Genomic DNA, 20,482 nt, shown 5'->3' with positions numbered 1-20,482 from the left:
TTCGAGACGGCCACGGTCGAGCAGCTGCTCACCCACACCGCCGGACTCAGCATGATCGTGGGAACCGCCGGAACGGTCACGATCCACGAAGGGCCCGACGCCCTTGACCGCCGCGTCGACGAGCTGCTGTCCCGCCGGCTCGCCGCCGCGCCGGGGGAGGGCTTCAACTACAGCAACGCCGGGTTCATGCTGCTGGCCGCCGTGACCGAGCAGGTCACCGGCCGAACCTCACGGCTCGAGCTGAGGCTCGTGGGGCGCCAGAAGTTCCGGTCGGGGGCGGTGGCTCTGCATTACCAGCCCAGTCAAGAGGGCGGCTGCCGCTAGGCACACTTGATCACTTGGCTCGCCGGCAGCCGCACCCGGAGGGTGCTCCAACGTAAAGCTGGCGCCGGTGCGAACTTTCTTCGGAGAGCGCGCCTCTCGGGATCCCCGGATGTTTTAACGTCGCCTGCGCCCGAAGGACCCCCATCACCCGACTCTCATCGACGTTCTCGGCCGGTTCGTAGCGCGTTCCTTGCGAGGCGTACGACGCGGTGGGGCCGGTCAGTAGCTGAGGCCGATCGCCAGCCGCTGCGCGGTGGCGGAGACGATTGGCAGGTCGATCATCCGCCGGGACAGCCACACCTCGGCGTGCTGCAGCGCGTCGACCGCGGACTCGTTGAGCGCGACGGCGACCGCTCGGCCACCGGTTGATGGCACGTACAAGACGCCGTGCAGTGGGGGATAGGTCGTTCGGATCTTGCGGGCCCACGGGTGCACCAGGTGGTGGGCGGCGGTGGACAGGTGCGTGCCCGCGCGGGTGATCTGCGACCAGCGGCTTCGTACGTCCAGCAAGTTCAGCGGCTCGGTGAGCTCGGCGATTGTGAGGGTCATCCCTGGCGTGAGATGCAGGTCGACGTCGTCCTGAGCGAGTTCTGCGACGACCACGTCCAGGGCGTTGTCGGGCGCTGATCCGGCTCCGTCGATGGCGGGGGCGGGTGCCGGCACGGACGGGTCGTCGCAGGCGGCGTAGATGACGCCGTGGTCGGGGTGGTGCTGCGGTGGGCCGGGCGGGTGGTGGTCGAAGCGGCCCTTGTCGGGCAGCGGCCCCCAATGGCGGGGCTCATGGAACTCGCGGGGATGGTCACCGCCCCGGTCGTGGGCGCGCAGCAGCAGCGTCCCGGCCAGCAACGTCGTGACGAACTCGTCGGCAAGTTCGGGCAGCTGCTCGGGCGGGTCGGGTAGGGCAATGGTCACGCCGGCATGCCGAAGCTCGCCGCCTCTGCGATCAGCCTGTCGACGTCGTAGCCCTCGGCCAGCGCCTTCGCCCTCGAGCGTCCGCCCAGGTGTGCACGCGGATTGGTGAGCCAGGAGACCAACGCGACCGGTGAGCTGTCGTCGGCCTGCGGCAGCGCGCGCAGCAGCCGTGCCCAGCCGTCGAGGTCGTGCAAGCCCAAAGCGAACTGGAACTCGGGCAGCAGCCAATCTCGCTGCCCGGAGCGGCGGTGGAAGCCCAAAAGCGACCGGTTCGGGCCGGTCAGCCGCTGCCGGACCCGGGACGCGTCGCGCTCGAGCAGGTCGGCGGCTTCGGCGACGGTCAACGACGAGGCTTCGATCCGCCGGCGCTGCAGCACACCGATCAGCTGCGGAGCACGGGAGCTCTCGGTCGGGTCGATGCCGAGGCGACGCAGCACGTCGGCTTCGGTGGCGGACAGCCGTGTGCCGAGCGGTTCGGGCAGCGCCCGCAGCGCCTCGGCGAGGTCGTCCCATGTGAGGCCCTTCTCTTCTGCCAGGCGCTGCACCTCGGTCGCCGACATGCTGCCCTCCTTCGCCATGGCTCACGTCGCCTCATGCAAGGATATCGCAGGAGCGCCGTTGAGAGCCGATCGTGTTCCGAGCACGGGTGACTCGCACTCCGCGGTTGTAGAGCGGCTCGTCAGCCCGATCATCAACGAAGACGTTGAGGCGTACGCGGCCCTGTTCCGTGAGGACGCCGTGTAGTACGAGCCGCTGGCTCCCGAGCCCCTCCACGGCCGCGACGCGAATCGTGGCCAGCGAGGCGGCGCTGTTCGCGGCGTTCGGCGACATCTCGGTGCCTGACATGCGGTCGAGCACAACCGCTTGGTCGTCCTCGAGCTCGTTCTCGCAGCGACCCACGACGGTCCTCTGGAGATCGGGGAGCCTGATCCGCTCCCACTTACGAACGCCAGGGTCGAGCTTCCCATGGTGTGGGTCTTCGACCTCGACGAGGACGGTCTCATCGTGGAGGAGCGCGACTACTTCGACACCGTGGGGCTGCAACGCCAGCTCGGGCTGGTTTCGACGGACTGATTCGCACCTCGCCGGCGCACCTGGGCCTCCGCTGTCCTCGCCCGCTCCCGTCGAGCCGCCAAGAGACGGTGAGGAGCACCGCGATTCTGCCTTCGGGATGAAGGCTGCGTCGGCGGACCCATGCGAGCATTCCCGCGGAACGCGACCCTTCGGAAGCGGTTGATCCCCATCCTGTCGGTTCGGACCTTGCGGGGCGGTCAGGGCAGCGGAGGGTGGATCGCAGAGGCGTTGGTTGGTGTATCTGTCGCGCTGATCCTTGATTGGCCGTGGTGGTAGAGGCCAGCTGCTCGACCTGGCGGATCGAACCGCGCAGTGCTGTCGGACCGGCCGCCGCCCTTGTGCCCCTGCGAATGGCCGATGTGGAAGCCCCGCCTCTTGCTCACCGTCATTGGGACGTGTACGGGCGCTACCGGGGGTGGAGGAGCGGCAGGTGCCCTTGAAGCCGCCGCCGGCGCTTATGTGCCCGAAATTCGAGGGCGGCTCTCCCGTCCGGAGACGGTTACGAAACGGTGCTCAGCGAATGTGGTCAGCGGAGATCGGCGTCGTGCAGGCCGCACGGAGAACAGACTACGCGTCGCTCTGGCCGATGCCGTCCGCGAGAGCGCGGTCTTGTCACCCGCGCGCAGATGGCGTCGTTCCTCGTACGCGCGGGCTGGAACTCACCGGCTAGGTTGGCGTTCACCGTCACCGCCGGCCAGCCCGACTGCACGGTCGTGGTCGCCTTCGACGGGCGCGCCCCGGCGGACCAGCTGCGCTGGACTCCGCCAACCGCCCGGCGAACCCCTACGGCTTCGTGGTCGCCGGCTGGCAGTGAGCCCGCACGGCCGCCACGCTCACGCGCGACCCTTACCGTCGGCCCGCCGCCGGCTCCGGCGGCGGGCCGCGCGCGGTCGTGCTCCTCGCTCCCCTCGGGTGCGCGGGTCGAGGATGTCGCGGAGCCCGTCCCCGAGGAGGTTGAAACCGAGGACGGCGAGGAAGATCGCCGCGCCGGGGTAGAACATCAGGTGCGGCGCACGGCGCATGTACGTCCGGGCCTCGGCGAGCATCGCGCCCCACTCCGGTGTACCCGGTTCCACACCGAGGCCGAGGAACGACAGCGAGGAGATCCCGAGCAGGATCGTGCCCATGTCCAGGGTGGTGAGCACGACGATGGGCGCGACGATGTTCGGCAGCAGGTGGCGGCTCATGGTGCGCCAGGCGGAGGCGCCGAGGGCGCGCGCCGACTCGATGTAGGGGCGCTCCCGCTCCGAGAACGTCACGCCGCGGACAACCCGCGTGTAGCTGGCCCACCAGGCGATCACGACGGCGATCAGGACGTTGCGCAGCGAGGGCCCGAGGGCGCCGACGACCGCGAGCGCCAGCAGCAGCGTCGGGAAGGCGAGCAGGACGTCGACCGCCCGGCTGACGACGGCGTCGGCGGCCCCGCGGAAGTAGCCGGCGGCCATGCCGAGGGCAAGACCGAGCACGGCCACGGCCAGCGCCGCGAGCACCGCGCTGCCGAGCGACAGCCGCGCGCCGTGGAGCAGCCGGGAGGCGACGTCGCGGCCGACGTGGTCGGTGCCGAGGGGGTGCTTCGCGGAGGGTGGGGCGAAGCGCTGGGCCGGCTCCGCGAGCGCGGGGTCGTGGGGCGCGAGAAGCGGGCCGAAGACGACGGCCACCGCGAACACCGACAGGATCGCCAGGCCGAGCATGGCGGTGCGGTCCCGGCGCAGCGCCCGCAGCCACACCCACCGCCGCAGCGGGTGCGCTGGCGCCTGCGCGGCCAGCACGCCGGCGTCGTCGGAGACGCGCACGCCCATCAGGTCGCCTCCGCGCGGGCGCCGCTCAGCCGCACCCGCGGGTCGATGGCCGCGTAGGACAGGTCGACGAGGAGGTTCAGGACGACGAACAGCAGACCCGCGTAGACGACGAAGCCCTGGATCATCGGGTAGTCGCGCTGGTCGATCGCCGCGACCGCGAGCCGTCCAAGGCCCGGCCACGCGAAGACGGTCTCGATGACGACGGTGCCGGACAGGAGATGCCCGAGGCTCGTGCCGAACGCGGTCACGATCGCGATGAGGGACGTCCGCACGATGTGGCGTCCCACCACCCTGCGTTCCTTCAGCCCCTTCGCGCGCGCGGTGACGACGTAGTCCTCGCCGGCCACCTCGAGGACCGCCGAGCGCGTGAACCGGGCCAGGATCGCCGTGGGCGTCGCGGCGAGCACGACGACGGGCAGGACGACGCTGGCGATCCCGGACCGGCCGGCGACGGGGAACAGCGGGATGCGCACGGCCAGGAACGTCATGAGCAGCATGGCGAGCCAGAAGCTCGGCATGGAGGCCCCCGCGATGGCGCCTACCCGCACGACCTGGTCCGCGAGCCGGTTGCGGTAGAGGGCCGAGATGGCGCCCATGGGCAGGGCGACGACGAGGGCGAGCACCGCCGCGGGGACGGCGAGCTCCACCGTGGGACGGATCCGCTGCCCGAGCTCCGCGGTGACCGGCCGGCGGGTGGCGTAGGAGACCCCGAGGTCGCCGGCGACGGCGTCCCCGAGCCACTTCACGTACTGTGCGGGCAAGGGCAGGTCGAGCCCGAGCTGGTCGCGCGCGGCGGCGACGCGTTCAGGGGTGGGCTGCGCGTCGGTCGTGCGGATGACGTACTGGACAGCGGGGTCCCCGGGGGCGAGGTTCGCCAGGGCGAAGCCCAGCAGCGAGATGCCGATCAGGGTGGGGACGAGGAGAAGGATCCGCCGGAGCGCGTAGGCGGTCATCCCCGGCCTCCTCCGCGCCGCTCGAGCGAGCGGCTCCCTCGGCGGTTCACCGGTACCGTGTCCGGGTCAGCCTCCGATGGACACCGGTGCCCACTGAGTGTGCAACGTGGACGGGTGGGCCACGAAGCCCTCGACCGCCGAATCGTGGGCGACGATCCGGTAGATGCCCGCGAACGGCAGGACGACCGCCTGGTCGTCGATCAGGTAGGACAGCGCCTCCGCGGTGGCCTCCTGGACTTCATCCTGATCGACCGCGGTGAGAACCGGCTCGATGCGCTCGTCGAACTCGTCTCCCGGGGCGAACAGCGACTGGTACGGCGCGGTGGCGCCCTCCCCGCCGGTGTAGAAGAGCAGGACGGGCAGGAAGGCGGGGTTGCCGTCGTTCTGGCTGCCCTGCTCGAGATATAGGTCCGCCTCCCCCGTCTCGATCACCTCCTGGTAGGCCGCGGAGTCGGGACGCTCGTCGATCTTCAGGTCGATGCCGATCTGGGCGAGCTGCGACTGCAGCACCGAGGGCACGGGACGGTGCAGCTCCGCGCCGCCGAAGCCGGACACGACGGTCAGGCTCAGATCGCGCCCGTCCCGTTCCCGGGTTCCGTCGGGGCCCTCCTCCCAGCCGGCCTCCTCGAGCAGGTCGCTGGCCGCCTCCGGGTCGTACTCGAAGCCATCGATGCGGTCGGCGTGGTCGCCGAGCACGTGCGGGGGCACGAGCGTCTGGTCGGTAGTGGCCAGGCCATTGAGGACGTCCTCGACGATCGACTCGCGGTCGATGCCCATTGCCACCGCCTTGCGAACCGCCTCGTCCTGGAGGATGTCGTTGGGCTCGTCCCCGTGGATGTTCAGGAACAGCGCGCGATACGCGCCGACCTCGCTCTCGGCGATCTCGAAACCGGCGTCGCGCAGGCCCGCCACGTCGTCGCGGGGGGTCTCGCAGGCCAGGTCGATCTCGTCGGCCTCCAGGGCCAGCAGACGGGAGCTGTCCTCGGGGAAGAAGCGGAAGGTGATGGAATCCAGCGCGGGCTCGTCACCCCAGTAATCGGTGTTGCGCTCGACGGAGATCTCCTCGCCGGACCGGTAGCTGGAGAAGCGGAACGGTCCGGTGCCGACGACCTCCTCGCCGTCCGGCATCGTTCCCGGTGCGACGACGCTGTTGTTCGGGTGGACGATCTGCTCGGCCACCCGGCGGTTCTCCTCGGTCGGTGTGAAGTCGAGCGTGTACTCGTCGACGATCTCGACGGAGTCCTCCCCCGCGCGGATCGTGCCACCACCGTCGGCGGCGACACGGTCGAACAGCCCCTCCTTGACCGCCTCAGCGTTCATCGGCTCCCCGTTGTGGAACGTCACGTCCTGACGGAGGTGGAAGCGCCAGGTGTTCGGCTCGACGAACTCCCAGTCCTCGGCGAGCAGCGGCTCGAGCTCGTACTCGGGGGTGAGGCGGATGAGCGTCTCGTAGACGTTCGTGTTGAGCGGGTACATGCCGACGTTCGCGCCCGTGCCCTCCTGGACGTACTCGTCCTGGATCCAGCCCACCGACAGGTCACCGCCGGCCTCGGGCTCTCCGGCGGCGTCGTCCTCGATCTCGTCCTCGGTCGGTTCGCCGGCGTCGCAGGCGGTGATCGCCAGGGCGAGCGCGAGCAGCAGGCACAGCGTTCGGCTCATCGGTTCATACCCTTTCGTGGGACTCGTGGGACGTCGAGGTCATCGGTCGGCCGTTGCTCGTCCGACAGGCGCGCGGCCCGCCTCTGTGGCGAACTCCGCCCGGAACACCGCGACCGGGTCGGGTACGTGCAGGCCGTGGCCGGCTGCGTAGTGCGCCAACGTCGTGCGCCACCGTTGCGGTTCCATCGTCCCTACCGGCACCCCGGTGAAGATGGCCGGCTGCGCGAGCGACCAGCCCTCCACCGCCTCGTCCGGGTCGACGGCGGGGTAGCGGCGCCGCAGCGCGTCGAGACCTGTCATGGGCGCCTGCCGCTGGCGCTCCACCGCAGCGGCCACGGCGGCGCGCATGCGGGCCACTCGCTCTGCCGGCACGTGGTCGCCGGCGACCAGCCCCGTCGCGTAGACATCCACGCCAATCCGGACCGCGCGGACCTCGATGCGGGCCTGGCGGCGCACCCGCGGCAGGAGGTCGGCGAAGTCCGGCACCACGTCGATGTCGCCCCGGGCCAGGGCGGCGGGGGCGTCGTCGTACGCGCAGGTGACCTCGACGGGGTCGGCGATGCCGTGCCGGGCCAGGCAGGCGCGGTACTCGGTCAGGAGACGTCCGCCCGGCGGACCGCCGACGCGCCGCCCACCCAGATCCGCGGACTCCGACAGTGACGCGTCCGCAGCAACCAGACCCGCCATCGGGCTCGCCTGGCTGATCACGGCCGCGAAGCGAGCCGGCAGCTCGCCGTCCTCCGCGACCGCGACGAGGTAGTGCAGGACGCTCGTCAGGCAGAAATCTGCGTCGGCGCGCGCAACCCGTCGGATGTTGCCGGGACCCGGAGCCGGCTCGAGTATCTCGACCTCGAGCCCGTGCTCGGCGAACAGACCGTCCGCCGCCCCCGCGAGGTAGGGGAGGTGGAAGCCGGGCAGTCACCCGGGGCAATAGAGGGCTAGGCGGACCACGTCTTGTCCACGGACGTTCTCCTTCCGACCAGACACTGCCTCGGGGCTGTGGCGAAGGGCCGAAACCGGCCGCGCGGACGCTAACAGTCTGGCGGGGCCCGGGTAAGTGTCAGACGCAGACAGTGGCGGGGCCGGCGACGTGCCGGCGGCGCCGGTCGGCCTCACGTCCGGCGTGGGCGGCGCGGTTGGCGGCGCGGCCTGCTGGAAGATGTGGGCGGCCCAGCGGATCAGGTGCGCGCGCACGGCCGGGCCCACCCGCGCCGCCGGTGGCACCGACCGGCAGGCCAGCGCGGCCGCATCGGCCAGCTCGGCGTCGTCGAGCAGCGCGGACACCGCGGGATCCCACGCCTGCCAGCGCCCCGCCTGATCCTCATCGAGTGCCGGTTGGGCGGGGTCACCACGCCACCTCCGGCCGGCGCGTGGTCACAACGAGGTCACAACGCGCGGGGACAATTCGCCTCCACCAGCGACACACGACACCGGAACCGGCCAAGATGCTGGTCAGCGGCCATGTTGACCGCCCACTGCCTCGCCCTGACACGGCTGACGACAAGCTCATAACCCGGAGGTCGCGGGTTCAAATCCCGCCCTCGCAACTCCGAGAACCCCCTGGTCACCCGGGGGGGTCTCATTTCCGCGAGGGCGGCGACCTCGTCGTCGGTGGCGGGCACGGGAACGCGCCGCGAAAGGGTGGAGGAGGACAGCTCCTCGACCTCGCTGCGGATCCGCTCGATCGGTCGAAGGGTCCGGCCGGTGCCCGCCCACGTGACGCCCGCGACAAGCAGCAGCAGCAACGGGGCGCCGAAAGCGGAGACGCGCAGGATCGCATCGACGCTGCGGGTCACCCCCGCGAGCGGGCTCTCCGCGACGACGTCCCAGCGAGCGGCGCCGACGGACACGGCGCGCCGGGCGATGACGAGCTCCTCGGCGCCGACATCGACGAATCTCGGGCTCGCCGCTCAGCGGCCGCGGCGCGGGAACGACTTCCCCGAAGGCGACCACGCCCGGGCTGTGCGCAGCGATCCCCGGGCTGCCCGCGACGACCCCGCCACGGCGGTCGAGGATCTGCAGGGGCATCGGCGACGCCGCCTCCGCCCCGGACCGGCCCAGCAGCGCGGCGATCGCCACGTCCGGTGGAGCGCCCTGCTCGAGGACCTCGGCGACGGCGTCCACGAGCTCCTTCGCCTGGGGCCTCGACGCGACCCACGAGGGTGCTCTGCACCGTGGCCGCAAGTCCCATCACCCCGGCGGCGAAGGCGGCGGCGACCACGGGCCGTGGCCGTGAGCGTCACCCGGGCCCGCACCGACGCAGGCGGCGCCAGGGGGCCATCACTCGCTGAGCCGGTAGCCGGGCTCGACACGCCGCTGCTCGCCCGCGACGGAGGTCGCGCAGGTGCTCGCACCCGCCGACGGCAGCGGCCCCGAGGCCGCGCGACTCGGGTCGGCTTCGTCGGCAGCCGCGCGCAGGAGAACGTCGCAGCGGCCCGCGACCTTCTCGAGCCGCTCGTCGCCGAGCTCGACGCGGCCCTTGCCGCCACCCACCCGCAGGCTCAGGCGGTCCTCACGGGCCACCCGATCATCCGCCAGTCGAGCCTCGAGGCGATCTCCCGGTCGCTCCAGTTGTCGGTGCCCGTCGCGGTCCTCCTCTGCCTGCTGTGCGCCTGGGGGTTCATGCGCTCGCTGCGCTACGCGCTCGTCAGCATGGTGCCGATCGTGCTCGTCATCGCCTGGCTGTACGGGGTCATGCACCTGGCGGGGTTCAGCAGCAACCTCGTCACCGCGACCATCGGCGCGATCTCCATCGGCGTGGGCATCGACTTCGCCACGCACATGACGATGCGGTTCCGGGAGGAGCTGCGGGGCCAGGGCAGCCGGCTGGCGGCCCTGCGGGCCGCGACGGCGGGGACCGGTGTGGCGCTCGTGGGCTCGGCGCTCTCCAGCGTCGCCGGCTTCGCGATCCTCGCGTTCGCGCCGATGCCGATGTTCGCAAGCTACGGCCTGCTCACCGCGGTGATGATCGGCCTCGCCCTGTCGCAAGCCTCCTCGTACTGCCGGCCTTGCTCATGCTCGTCACCCCCGAGTCGCCGACGCCGGCGCCGACAGGTCGCGACGACCTCACGCTACCGGCCGCCGTCGGCTGGTAGCGGGCCATGGGCGATGGTCCGCCGCGGCAGGGGGGGAGGCCGCCCGCGCGGTGGAGTCTTCGAGTTGGACCCGTCCGGGGCTGGTGTTGGACATGACCAACTTCGCCACGTTCATCGACTCGGCCACTGCCCGAGCGCCGATCGCCCAACGCGGCAAGGCTAAAGGCAGAAGCGCAGCGATCTGCGGCTGGTCGGGCTGGCGTTTGTGGCCCCCCGCTACGGCGGTTTGCCGGTGGTCTGGCGTCGTGCGGTTCCGCTTTCTCTACGGCCTGCCGTGGGCCCGCCAGCCGACCGCTGTCCGGCCGTTCGTGGTGCAGGTCGCGTGCGCGCCCCGCACCGCACGGGGGACGCAGCATGATCTGCCGGGCGCGCCGGCGTGAGAGCAACGCACCGGTTGCCGGCTGGACGGACTTGTCGGGTGCGCTCCTGCGGTTGGGCCGACACCGCGTTCTGGTTTGGCATCACCGGTAGGGCCGTGTTTCCGACGGCACGCTCCACCTCGTTGGACGTCCGGAGCCGAATGGGATGCGATCGGTTGCGATCCGCGTGGGTGATGGCTGCGCGTGCAGCCGTCGGGGATCGTCCGCCTCGACGTGGTGGGCTGGGCCTTCGAGGGCGACCGCACTCGTGGCTGCCGTTGGTGCTGCGCTACGGCGCGGGGGCGGGGTGCGGTTCCTCGAGCGCAGCTCGACACGGTAGTGCGCTGCTGAAGGGCCGAGGGTACTGGCGAGGTCTGTGGGGCCCGCACCCTGCCAGGAGGGTGTCGGCCTTCCTCGTGCCACGCCACTGAGCCCCGGCCTGGCCCCTGTCGACGGGGAGCCCCGCCCGTCTCAGGCCCGGGCCGCCACGGCGAGGGCGAACCACCCGGCGGGGTCGGTGTGCCAGGCGCGCAGGGCGAGCCCGGCGGCGTCGAGGCGGTCGGCGAGCGTCGCGCGGGTGTACTTGGCGCTCACCTCGGTGCGGATCATCTCCCCGGCCTCCAGGGCCACCGCGAAGTCGAGGGTCGGGAAGCGCAGCACGGTGGCGTGCACCGCCTGGAGCGCGATCTCGATCCATGCCGGCGCGGGCTCCCAGCGGGCGACGTGGCGCAGCGCGCCGACGTCGATGTCCGCGCCGAGCTCTCGCTGCAGCACCGTGACGAGGTTCATCGTGAACGCCGCGGTAACCCCGGCGGCGTCGTCGTAGGCGGCCTCCAAGACGCGGCGATCCTTCACGAGGTCGGCGCCGAGCAGCAGCGCGTCGCCGTCCTCGAGCATGCCGGCGAGGTCGGTCAGCAGCGCGACCTGGCCGTCGTCCGGGAAGTTGCCGATGGTCGAGCCCAGGCAGGCCACCAGTCGCCGGCCGGCGCGCGGCACCTCGTGCAGGTGCTCGTGGAAGTCGCCGACGACCGCCTGGACGTCCAGCCATGGGTAGTCGGCAGCGAGGGCGGCGCTGGCCGCGGCGACCGCCTCGGCGCTCACGTCGAACGGCACGTAGACCCGGCCGGTGCGGTGGCGGTGCAGCGCCTCGAGCAGCAGCCGGGTCTTGCGCGCCGAGCCGGAGCCGATCTCCACGATCTGCGCCGGCTCGACCGCGGCGACGATCTCGTCGGCACGGTCGGCGAGGATCGCCGCCTCCGTGCGGGTGAGGTAGTACTCGGGCGTGCGGGTGATCCCGTCGAACAAGGCGGAGCCGCGCGCGTCGTACAGCCACTTCGACGGCAGCCGCCGCGGGGTGGCGGTGAGGCCCTCGCGGACGTCGGCGGCAAGCGCGGCGCGCAGCGCGCCGGCGTCGGGGGAGGTCAGCCGCAGCAGGGTGGCGCCCACCTCAGAACTCCAGGGGCGCGACCCGCACGCCGTCCGAGGTCAGCTCGACGAGGCTGCCGTCGGGCACGGCGTCCCAGCCGGCGTCGTCATCGAGGGGTTCGGACGCCAGGACCCGCGCCCCCGGCCAGCGGGCGCTGTCGCTCAGCGTGTACAGCGAGTTGGCGGCAGTCGCCGTGGCCGCCCGGGTGGCCACGATCGCCCGGCCGTCGGCGAGCACGAGCGTGAGCGTCGCAGGCACGTCGAGCTTCGCGCACAGCGCCGCGGCTTCCCGCACGGCGGCGGCTGCGGCGCCCCGCAGCCCGCCCGCGGGGTCGTCCTCGAGGCGGGCCGCGGCGAGCAGGAACAGCGCCTCGGAGTCGCCGAGCCCGCCCAGGCGGGCGTGGAGGTGGTCGGGGAGGCGGTCGACGAGCGCGCGGGCGACGCGCGCCCGGTAGTCCGCGACGAAGCCGTTGTGGGCGCCTGCCACCCGGCCGTGGGTGAACGGCGGCACGAACACCGTGCCGTGCCCGATCCCGGACGTCGCGCCCCGCACGACCGCGAGCTGCCCGCCGGCGCGCAGGCGCGGGGCGAGGCCGGGCAGGTTCGGGTCCGCCCACGGGGGTCGGTCGGTGACGTAGCGGAGCGGATCGGGCTCGCCCGCCTGCCACCACGCCAGGCCCGTCCCGTCGACGTTCACGCGGCCCGACAGCTGCTCGCGCGGGGCGTAGGCCTGGACCTCCAGCGACCGCGGGGGGTCGTAGAGGAGCGTCGACAGCGGTGCGGGCGGGCCGAGATAGGCGGCCAGACGGCACATTCAGCGCGTCCTCCCGCCCGGTTGGCCGGCGGGCAGGTCGTAGGCCACACGGAGCCCGGCGAAGATCTGGCGGCGGTAGGGGTGGTCCCAGTTGCGGAAGCTCGCCCGGGCGAGCACGGGTCGGGTTGCCCAACTCGAACCGCGCAGCACCCGGTAGTCGCCGCCGAAGAAGGACTCGCTGTACTCCGGGTAGGGGAACGTGACATAGCCGGGGTAGGCGGCGAACGGCGAGGACGTCCACTCGAACACGTCGCCGGCGAGCTGCTCGACGCCGTAGGCGCTCGCGCCGGCGGCGCAGGACCCGACGGGAGCGGGCCCCCAACCGCGCCGGTCGAGGTTGGCCCGCGCCGGCGTGGGCGGCGCCTCCCCCCACGGGTAGGTCCGCGACCGACCGGCGGCCGGGTCCCAGCAGGCGGCCTTCTCCCACTCGGCCTCCGTCGGCAGGCGCCCGCCCGCCCAGGTGGCGAAGGCCTCCGCCTCGAAGCAGCTCACGTGCTCGACGGGCTCGCGGGGGTCGAGGGAGGCGACGTGGCCGAAGCGCCGCACATGCCAGCCGCCGCCGGTGGCGGCGATCCAGCCCTGCGGCCAGCGGTGGCCCGTCTCGGTCCGCCACGCCCAGCCGCGCTCGGACCACAGCTCGGGGCGCTCGTAGCCGCCGGCGTCGAGGAAGTCGGCGTACCGGCGGTTGGTGACGGGGAAGCGGTCGACCGCGAAGGCGCCCACGTCGACCTGGTGGACCGGCCGCTCGTTGTCGTAGGCGCCCGGGTCGGCGGAGCCCATCCAAAACCTCCCCGCCCCCACGACCACCCGCTCGGCGTCGTCGACCGCGCGGGGCCGGGACAGCCGGCGCTCGCGCGCGAGCGGGTAGGCGGCGGCGTCGGGCCGCAGGTCAAGGGCCTGCAGCATCGTTTCCTGGTGCTGGGCCTCGTGCTGCACGACCATCCTGTAGACGTAGCCGCCGGCGAGCAGCGGCTCCGCGGGGTCGAGGCCGTTGGCGGCCAGCAGGCGCAGCGCGTCGCTGCGGATGTCGGCGAGGTAGGTGACGGCGTCGGCGCGCGGCAGGACCGCCAGGTCCGCGCGGGTCCACCGGGGGTGCTCGAAGGGGTTGTAGAGGCCGGCGAGGCCCGCGTCCCAGCCGGTGCGGTGGCCGAGCGCCCGCAGCAGCCACAGCTGCTCGAACGTGCCGATGTGGCCGAGGTCCCACACGAGGGGGCTCATGATCGGGTCGACCTGGCGGTGCACCTCGTCGTCGTCGAGCGGGTCGAGCAGCGCGTGCGTCCATGCCCGCACCTCCGCGAGCGACCGGCTGATCGCCGCGCGCGCGGCCGCCGCCCCGGCCGTCACCGGACGAGCGTGTCGGCGGCGTCGCCGGCCCAGGCCAGTGCGGCGGCGGGCGACCAGGCGAGGCGCTCGGCGCACTCGTCGGCGGGGCAGCGCCCGCGCATCGTGAAGTGGTCGAGGAACTCCTCGGCGGTGCGCAGGTCCGCGGCGCGCACGTAGCCCGCGGGCAGGCGTTGGGCGCCGGCCAGCGCGAGCGACCAGCACTCCACCGCCAGCGCGCACATCGCCGGGTCGGCCACGCCGCCGATCCCGGCCCGCTCCAGCAGCGCCGGCAGGCGGGGGCGCAGGCGCTCGAGGACCGCGCGGATCTGCTCGGTCGCGCGCGCGTCGTACAGCGCCCCGGCGAGCAGCACGACCGGCACCGCCCGCCAGCGGGCCGGCAGCGCGTCGACTCCGCGGAACTCGAGGAAGCCGCGCGCGCGCACCTCCGGGAACAGCGTCGTGAGGTGGTAGGTGAGGTCGTCAGCGGTGGGGCGCCCGAGGTCGGCGTCGCCGTGGCGCAGCCACGTCCCGAACGACCACCCGGGCCGGCCCACCACGTAGCCGCCGGGCCGGCGAACGAGCAGCACATCGGCGGCCAGCGCCGCCTCGACGAGCTGATCCACCGGGTCGTCGGTGCGTCCCTCGACGAGCGCGCGGGGCACGCCCGTGCGGGTGGGGTCGAGCCGCCGCCACAGCCGGGCGCGACCGGACGCGGCGGGCGGCTCAGGGCTTGCGGCGAACGTGGCCACGACCACGGGGGCGAGGAGGTTCGCGACCAGCCAGCGCTGCCCGGCGACATCGGGCGGGCCGAGGCAGAGGTTGACCTGGAGGGCGGCGGTGTGGCACATCATCGCGTGGCCTGCCGGTCCCCGCAGGGCGAAGTAAGCGGCCATGGCCGGGTAGCGCGGGGCGTCCAGCTGCTGGGCGACGTCCCCGGCGGCGTGCCACACGTCGAGGCCGGCGGCGGCAAGGGTCACGCCCTGCTCGCCGTAGACCCGCGCGAGGGCGGCGCTCGCCTCGGCGAGGTCGTCGAGGGCGGCGGCGGCGGTCGCGCGGGGCGAGGTGGTGACCTCGACCTGCCCGCCGGGTTCGACCGTCACGACGGTGCCGCGCGCCAGCGGGTGCCGCGGCACGTCCCCGGCCCCCGAGCGCGGCGCGAGCTCGTCGAGGATGCGCAGGGTGCCGGGCCGCCCCTCGTCGCGCAGTGGCACGCGCCCGGCGGGAGCACCGTCGCCGGCCCGCCGGACCGGGAACACCTCCAGCTCGAGCCCGACCCGGCCCACGTGCGGGGCGCCCGCGCGGGGCGAGAACGCGCACCCCGCAACGAGTGCCCGCACGTCGGCAGTGGTCAACGCGGGCCGGGGATCGGGAGTCGGCATGCGGGGACCATAGCCGCCTCCTTCCATGGGGCAAAGCGACCGACGTGCGTGCTGCCATCGAGCAATTTCGGGCGAAGAAGGAAGCAAACGACGCCGCCACGGAGGAGCCGGAGACACAGTGATGCCCTCAGCCGCCGGGGGCGCCTGACCTACGGACCGTTTGCCGAGCGGGCAGCAGCTCCTGCAGGCGGGCGTGCACCCGCTCGAACTCCCCGGCTGCCTGCTCGGTGAAGGTGACGGTGTACTCCGTGAGCGAGCCGTTCGGCGACCACTGACGGACCGGGCGGACCTGCAGGGCGCCACGGCGTTCGCCGGTCGGCGCGTCGAGCTGGGCGTCGGCGATCGCCCAGATGGCCAGGGTGTGGCTGCCACGCACGCCGAAGGTGCGGGTGCCGAAACCCTTGCGGATCGTCAGCGAGTCGGCATCGACGGTGATCGTTCCGTCGATTCCCGTGGCGGTCAGCGGTGCGGCGGCGCGGGTGTCGCGTCCCTCGATCTGCGTCAACAGTCTGTCCTTTGCGGCGGTGGGGCGGGCGGTCCGGCAAGTTGCGCCGGGCGGCGTCCGGAGCGTGGTTCCATTGTGGTTCGTCGTCGCCTGCCTGCCGGATGGGGCATGCTCAGGCGGACACCGCGACGGCGGCCGTTCGGTCGAAGGGTCGGCACCGGGGCGCCCAATCCCCTACGCATTGCCCTGAAGGATGCGCCGGGCGCGCAAGTCCGGTGGGGACGAGGTTCAGGCCGCGGGGGCAATTGCATAGGCGGCGGGGAAGTCGTGTTGGCGGATCTGGACGGCGGCGGTCATGAGGCGCAGTCCTTTGGGGGTGGGCCGGTACAGGCGGGCGGCTTTGACCTTGGCGAGCAGGCCGTGGCCGCGGAGTTTGGCGATCTGGCGGGACGTGCGGGGACAGCGGCGTCGTTGCTCGTCGGGGCGCGGGCGGGTGCGGGTGCAGGGCGGGCTGTCAGGTCGCGGTGGCGCAGCCCGGTTAAGGTGTGCTGGCCGGCGAGGACGGCGGCGAACAGTTCGGCCTCGGCGCCGAGGGGGTCCAGGCGGAAGATGCCACGTCCGTTCCGCACCCGGGACCCGGCGCAGGGCATCGAGGGTGTCGAAGCTCTCGCGTTTGACGCTCGCCTGCGCCAGCGCGTCGAGGTAGCGGTTGTTCGCGCCGGTGCCGACTTGGTAGTAGCGCCAGGTGTCGGCCACGCCCTTTCGCATCGGGCACCACCGCCGCTGTCCACCCTGACGTCGCAGGGGGCGGAACTCGCAGCGTCCCGGCAGAGGGTCCTTTTCTCGACGCCGCGGCCAGCCGCAACCCGGAGGTGGCCTGGTACTTTGTCTACACCCGCGAAGCGCACCCCGGCGAGGCGGGTGTGCCACCACGAACCTTGGCGTTCCCCACCCGCCACGAGGAAGGGCGGTCCCGCCGTCCGCTTCCGGTGCCCTCGCCCCCTACGTCACGGAGCAGATAGATTACCGCGACGTCGACCCGGGAGGCGTTCTACGACAGCCTGCGACGCAACGGCCCCGGGGCGTACGACGAGTTCAAGCGCGCCGAGGAGCTGTGGCGGCGGCGCTGAGAGGACCGGGACCTCGTCCCCCTGCTGCACCGACCGAGAGCTAGGCGCTCAGGTGGTGACCGGCTCCCTCGAGGCCGTCTGCTGCACGAGGCCGTAGAAGGCCAGGCCGGTGACGACACCGTAGGCCAGGTGAGGTGGCCGACCAAGCTCAGCAGCTGCATCTCACCGACTTGGAAGACCGGCATGCCCATCCACAGCGGCATGATGAGCAGCGGTCCGAGGACCCACCAGGCGGCGCCGTAGAGCAAGCCGTAGCCGCCACCTCGCCCTGCGCTGTGCGCCGCTTGGCCCAGGGTCGCGCCGTAGATCGCGCCGATGATGGCGGAGTTGACGAGGTGCACCGCCCATCCTGCGGCGACGCCTTTCATGCCGATGAGCCCGCCGACCATCGCGATCATGCCCATGGCGTGCATCATCGCGCCGAAGACCAGGCCGCCTGCGAGCCCTGCGAGTGTGCCGTAGCCGATTCCTCGAACGTCCATTGTTGTCTCCTCCTCGTGCGCCGGCGCGGTCGTCAGCCCTCGCGTTCGGTATCCCCGATGGTCGCGACGACGGAGCGGACGCGGAAGGAAACGGCTACAGAGGTTGCGGTCTTCCACGCCTTGTCACGAGCGAGACGTCGGCAGCGACGGTCCGGCGATCTCCTGGAGGCCGGCAGGGTCGAGGAGGTCGATCCGGCGGTAGGCGCTGGCGATCAGCCCACGTGCGCGCAGGTCGGCGATGACGCGGCTGACGGACTGGCGGCGGGCACCGAGCAGCTGGGCGATGACGTCATGGCTGAGCCGGACTGCCAGGCCGCCGTCCGCACCGGGCTCTGCGTGCTCGAGCAGCAGGAAGGCGATCTGGCCGGTGAGATCGCTGGTCATGATGGCGAGGAGGCGTCGACGGTCGTCGTCGAGTCGCAGGGCGATGGAGCGCATCCACCGCAGGCTCGCCGCCGGGGCCGAGCTGAGGAAGGCGAGCAGCCCATCACGATCCAGGGTGCACACCAGCGCTCGCCGGCTCACCACAGCGTCGAAGGGCATGGGCGCGTCGAGGAACAGAGGGATGTCGCCGATGACGCCGCCCTTGCGGACCACCTCCATGACCCGGCGGCCTGCGCTGGAGTGGGCGAGCAGCTCGACCTCGCCGGAGCCGATGATGAGCACGCGGTCGACCGCCTCGCCGGCGGCGAGCAGGCGCGTGCCGGGCTCGGCGTGGTCCTCGACCGCCGAGGTCCTGATCTGCTTGATGTCCTGGGCGGTGAAGGGCGACATGTCCTGGCGGGCGGCCGCCCGCGCGCTCCACCGGGCGATCTCCTCGCTGCCGACCTGCACCATCTCGACCTCCTCGCGGGCGACGGCGGGACCGTACCCGCGGTCCCCGCCCGATTCCCCCCGTGCCCCGCGGGTGTCCCTGGGGTGGACAGGGAAGGGTTTCATCACCCGACCAGTGGAGCTCCCGATGGGCACGACCCCCTACCGCTTCTCCCGCTTCTCCCGCCAGCTGCTCGCCGAGGACATGGCGTTCCAAGGAGGTCCCGGATGACCGCCGGTGGTCGTCGACGACATCGACGGCTCGCTGCATCGCCAGCTCGACCCGAAGCCGCACGCCGCCTACCTGATCGGCCCGGACGGGACGGTGTGGTGGCGCTCGCTGTGGGCCAACGACGAGCCGCTGCTGCGCGAAGCGCTCGAGGCCGCCGCCCAGGGGCATCAGCCGTCGAAGCGGGAACGCCAACCTCGGCTGCGGCCGATGCTCAACGGGGCCGGCCACATGTGGGAGACCTGGGAAGCCGCCGGCGGACACGCCAAGGAAGACGTGCTCCGAGAAGCCCCGCCGATGTACCTCACCGGCCGCATCGGCGCCGCGCTGAAGCCTCTGCCCGATCCGGCACGAGGGGCCGTCGCGATGGCGCTGTCGATGAGCGCTCCGGTTGCGGTGGCGCTGATAGCCCGCGCCGCGGTGCGCCGCCTCCGCCGCTGACCCGCCGGATCGCGACGAACCACGGAGCCGGCTCAGTCGCCCCCGCCGAGGAGCCGGTTCAGCCAGCGGGCGGACCCGCCCGGTTCAGAGGGGCGGGGCAGTTCGCTGGCGGTCGAGTCGATGGATGGCGCCGAGCACCCGCCGCCGCGGACGGGTTGACGAAGGTCACCTCGCCGATGCGGACGGTGGGGACGGTCTCGTTGCCGCTGGCGGCGGCCCGGACGGCCGCGGCGGCCTTGGGATCCTGCCAGATGTCGCGCCGCTCGTGGGGCACGTCGAGGCGTTCTAGGTCGCGCAGCAGGGCGGAGCCGAACATGCAGCCGGGCCGCCAGAACACGGTGATCGTGGCCCCCGTCACACGCCCCGGTCGGCTTCGAGGAGGCGGAGCCAGACCTCGCTGACGGTGGGGAAGGCGGGGACGGCGTGCCACAGCCTGTCGATCGGCACCTCGCCGACGATGGCGATCGTCGCGGAGTGCAGCAGCTCGCCGACGTGGGGGCCGACGAACGTCGCCCCGACGACGACTCGGCGCTCGGCGTCGATCACGAGCTGGGCCTTGCCGGCCACGTCCTTGCCGACGAGGGCGGCGCCGGCCACGGAGGTGATCGGCACGGTGACAACGCTCACCTCGAGGCCGGTCTCGCGCGCCTGTGCCTCGGTGTGGCCGACGGCGGCGATCTCCGGGTCGGTGAACACGACCTGGGGGACGGCGCGATGGTCGGCCCAGGCGGCCCGGTCCTTTCCCCCGAGGATGTCGCCGACGAGCCGCGCCTGGTACTTGCCCTGGTGGGTGAGCAGCGTCCGGCCGTTGGCGTCGCCGGCCGCGTAGAGCCAGCCCCCGTCGACGGCGGCGACCCGCAGCTGGTCGTCGACCTCGAGCGGACCGCCCGGTTCCAGTCCGATCGCCTCCAGCCCGATGTCGTCGGTGTTGAAGGTGCGCCCGGCGGCGACGAGGAGCTGGTCGCCGACGAGCTCGCTGCCGTCGTCGAGGGTGAGGGTGACGGGACCGTCGCCGCCGGTCCGGCGGGCCGCCTTCGCGGCGACGCCGGAGCGGACGCTGATGCCCTCGTCCTCCAGCGCCTCGGTGAGCACCTCGCTGACCCACGGCTCGTAGGGGCCGAGGATGCGCCCGGCCATCTCGACGACGGTGACCTCCTCCGCGCCGAGGCGCCGGTACGCCTGCGCCATCTCCACGCCGACGACCCCGCCGCCGAGGATGAGCAGCCGTCGGGGGATCTGCTTGGCGGTCGTGACGTCGCGGTTGTCCCACGTGGCGATGTCGGTCAACCCGTCGACCGCCGGGGTGGCGGCACGGCTGCCGGTGGCGACCACGACCCCGCGCGCGGCGGTCAGCGTGCGGGTGCTGCCGTCGCCAGCGGTGACCTCGACCTGCCGCTTACCGACGAGACGGCCGTGTCCGCGCACGAGCGCGGCGTCGATCGAGGCGAGCCAGTCGGCCTGGGGGCCGTCGTCGAGGTGGGAGATGAACTCGTCGCGTCGGGCTAGCACGGCGTCGACGTCGATCTGGCCGGTCACCGCCTGAGCCGCGCCTGGCAGGCGCCGCGCGGCAGCGACGGCGTGCACGGGGCCGAGCAGCGCCTTGCTGGGCATGCACGCCCAGTACGAGCACTCGCCCCCGACCAGCTCGCGTTCGACGACCGCGACGGAGAGCCCGTTGTCGCGGGCGTACCCCGCCACGTTCGTGCCGGTCGAGCCGGCTCCCAGGACGATCACATCGAAGGTGTCGCTCATGTCGTGTTCTCCCTCATCCGGTCGCGCAGCGGTCAGTGGCGGGGAACCGCCGCACGCGGCGGTTCCTTCCGGCG

The 20,482-nt window shown here is 72.8% G+C and carries 20 protein-coding genes and 1 pseudogene; 4 read left to right on the top strand and 17 right to left on the bottom strand.

Features of this window, described 5'->3' with window-relative positions; all coding sequences use genetic code 11:
• Positions 1-324 (top strand): serine hydrolase (locus tag VM324_01025; protein HVL97861.1); only part of this gene is annotated, 324 nt, incomplete at its 5' end.
• A gap of 219 nt (positions 325-543) precedes the next feature.
• Here the strand turns inward: VM324_01025 and VM324_01020 are convergent.
• The 8 genes from VM324_01020 to VM324_00985 form a co-directional block, all read right to left on the bottom strand.
• On the bottom strand, positions 544-1,236 hold the full coding sequence (locus tag VM324_01020) for a hypothetical protein (GenBank protein HVL97860.1): 693 nt from the start codon (positions 1,234-1,236) through the stop codon (positions 544-546).
• Positions 1,233-1,796: a hypothetical protein gene (locus tag VM324_01015; protein HVL97859.1), complete on the bottom strand. Its 564-nt coding sequence runs from the start codon at positions 1,794-1,796 to the stop codon at positions 1,233-1,235. Before VM324_01015 ends, VM324_01020 begins: the two co-directional genes overlap by 4 nt.
• A 31-nt stretch (positions 1,797-1,827) precedes the next feature.
• Positions 1,828-2,136, bottom strand: coding sequence for a hypothetical protein (locus tag VM324_01010; GenBank protein ID HVL97858.1), 309 nt, complete (start codon positions 2,134-2,136; stop codon positions 1,828-1,830).
• 1,007 nt (positions 2,137-3,143) lie between these two features.
• A complete protein-coding gene (nikC, locus tag VM324_01005; protein ID HVL97857.1) occupies positions 3,144-4,109 on the bottom strand; it encodes a nickel transporter permease in 966 nt (321 codons plus the stop codon).
• A complete protein-coding gene (gene nikB, locus VM324_01000; protein ID HVL97856.1) occupies positions 4,109-5,062 on the bottom strand; it encodes a nickel ABC transporter permease in 954 nt (317 codons plus the stop codon). The genes nikC and nikB overlap by 1 nt, the downstream gene beginning before the upstream one ends.
• A 66-nt stretch (positions 5,063-5,128) precedes the next feature.
• Positions 5,129-6,721: an ABC transporter substrate-binding protein gene (locus VM324_00995; protein ID HVL97855.1), complete on the bottom strand. Its 1,593-nt coding sequence runs from the start codon at positions 6,719-6,721 to the stop codon at positions 5,129-5,131.
• A 39-nt stretch (positions 6,722-6,760) separates the two neighbouring features.
• The gene (locus VM324_00990) at positions 6,761-7,639 is read right to left on the bottom strand and encodes an ABC transporter substrate-binding protein (protein ID HVL97854.1); all 879 of its coding nucleotides are present in this window, start codon (positions 7,637-7,639) and stop codon (positions 6,761-6,763) included.
• Between the two features lie 467 nt (positions 7,640-8,106).
• Complete coding sequence (locus tag VM324_00985; protein ID HVL97853.1) at positions 8,107-8,571, bottom strand: HAMP domain-containing protein; 465 nt, start codon at positions 8,569-8,571, stop codon at positions 8,107-8,109.
• A 382-nt stretch (positions 8,572-8,953) separates the two neighbouring features.
• Here VM324_00985 and VM324_00980 point away from each other — a divergent pair, with 382 nt between their 5' ends.
• The gene (locus VM324_00980) at positions 8,954-9,979 is read left to right on the top strand and encodes an efflux RND transporter permease subunit (protein HVL97852.1); all 1,026 of its coding nucleotides are present in this window, start codon (positions 8,954-8,956) and stop codon (positions 9,977-9,979) included.
• 667 nt (positions 9,980-10,646) lie between these two features.
• On the opposite strand, the gene egtD is transcribed toward VM324_00980, so the two are convergent.
• The 5 genes from egtD to VM324_00955 all read right to left on the bottom strand — a co-directional run bounded on the left by egtD (position 10,647) and on the right by VM324_00955 (position 15,621).
• Complete coding sequence (gene egtD, locus VM324_00975) at positions 10,647-11,621, bottom strand: L-histidine N(alpha)-methyltransferase (protein ID HVL97851.1); 975 nt, start codon at positions 11,619-11,621, stop codon at positions 10,647-10,649.
• Between the two features lies 1 nt (position 11,622).
• Positions 11,623-12,414 (bottom strand): class II glutamine amidotransferase, encoded by a 792-nt coding sequence (locus VM324_00970; protein HVL97850.1) that lies wholly within the window; start codon positions 12,412-12,414, stop codon positions 11,623-11,625.
• On the bottom strand, positions 12,415-13,758 hold the full coding sequence (gene egtB / locus VM324_00965; protein ID HVL97849.1) for an ergothioneine biosynthesis protein EgtB: 1,344 nt from the start codon (positions 13,756-13,758) through the stop codon (positions 12,415-12,417).
• Entirely contained in the window at positions 13,755-15,116 is a 1,362-nt protein-coding gene (locus VM324_00960) for a glutamate-cysteine ligase family protein (protein HVL97848.1), read from the bottom strand. The genes egtB and VM324_00960 overlap by 4 nt, the downstream gene beginning before the upstream one ends.
• A gap of 127 nt (positions 15,117-15,243) precedes the next feature.
• On the bottom strand, positions 15,244-15,621 hold the full coding sequence (locus tag VM324_00955; GenBank protein HVL97847.1) for a hypothetical protein: 378 nt from the start codon (positions 15,619-15,621) through the stop codon (positions 15,244-15,246).
• A gap of 767 nt (positions 15,622-16,388) precedes the next feature.
• Between VM324_00955 and VM324_00950 the strand changes: the two are divergent.
• Positions 16,389-16,490: pseudogene (locus VM324_00950) on the top strand (deiodinase-related protein).
• 122 nt (positions 16,491-16,612) lie between these two features.
• On the opposite strand, the gene VM324_00945 reads toward VM324_00950, so the two are convergent.
• Positions 16,613-17,173 carry a hypothetical protein gene (locus VM324_00945; protein HVL97846.1) on the bottom strand — a complete coding sequence of 187 codons (561 nt, stop codon included), beginning with the start codon at positions 17,171-17,173 and terminating at the stop codon, positions 16,613-16,615.
• A gap of 123 nt (positions 17,174-17,296) precedes the next feature.
• Positions 17,297-18,112: a Crp/Fnr family transcriptional regulator gene (locus VM324_00940; GenBank protein HVL97845.1), complete on the bottom strand. Its 816-nt coding sequence runs from the start codon at positions 18,110-18,112 to the stop codon at positions 17,297-17,299.
• Between the two features lie 112 nt (positions 18,113-18,224).
• Here VM324_00940 and VM324_00935 point away from each other — a divergent pair, with 112 nt between their 5' ends.
• Positions 18,225-18,656: a hypothetical protein gene (locus VM324_00935; protein ID HVL97844.1), complete on the top strand. Its 432-nt coding sequence runs from the start codon at positions 18,225-18,227 to the stop codon at positions 18,654-18,656.
• Between the two features lie 58 nt (positions 18,657-18,714).
• Here the strand turns inward: VM324_00935 and VM324_00930 are convergent, their stop codons facing one another.
• Positions 18,715-19,014, bottom strand: coding sequence for a glutaredoxin domain-containing protein (locus VM324_00930; protein HVL97843.1), 300 nt, complete (start codon positions 19,012-19,014; stop codon positions 18,715-18,717).
• Positions 19,011-20,408, bottom strand: a complete 1,398-nt coding sequence (locus VM324_00925; protein HVL97842.1) for an NAD(P)/FAD-dependent oxidoreductase — start codon at positions 20,406-20,408, stop codon at positions 19,011-19,013. The genes VM324_00930 and VM324_00925 overlap by 4 nt, the downstream gene beginning before the upstream one ends.
• Positions 20,409-20,482 lie beyond the last annotated feature (74 nt).

Source organism: Egibacteraceae bacterium, assembly GCA_035540635.1.
GTDB lineage: Bacteria > Actinomycetota > Nitriliruptoria > Euzebyales > Egibacteraceae > DATLGH01.
The sequence above is the reverse complement of the archived record's forward strand: the minus strand, read 5'-3'. Positions and strand labels throughout refer to the sequence as shown.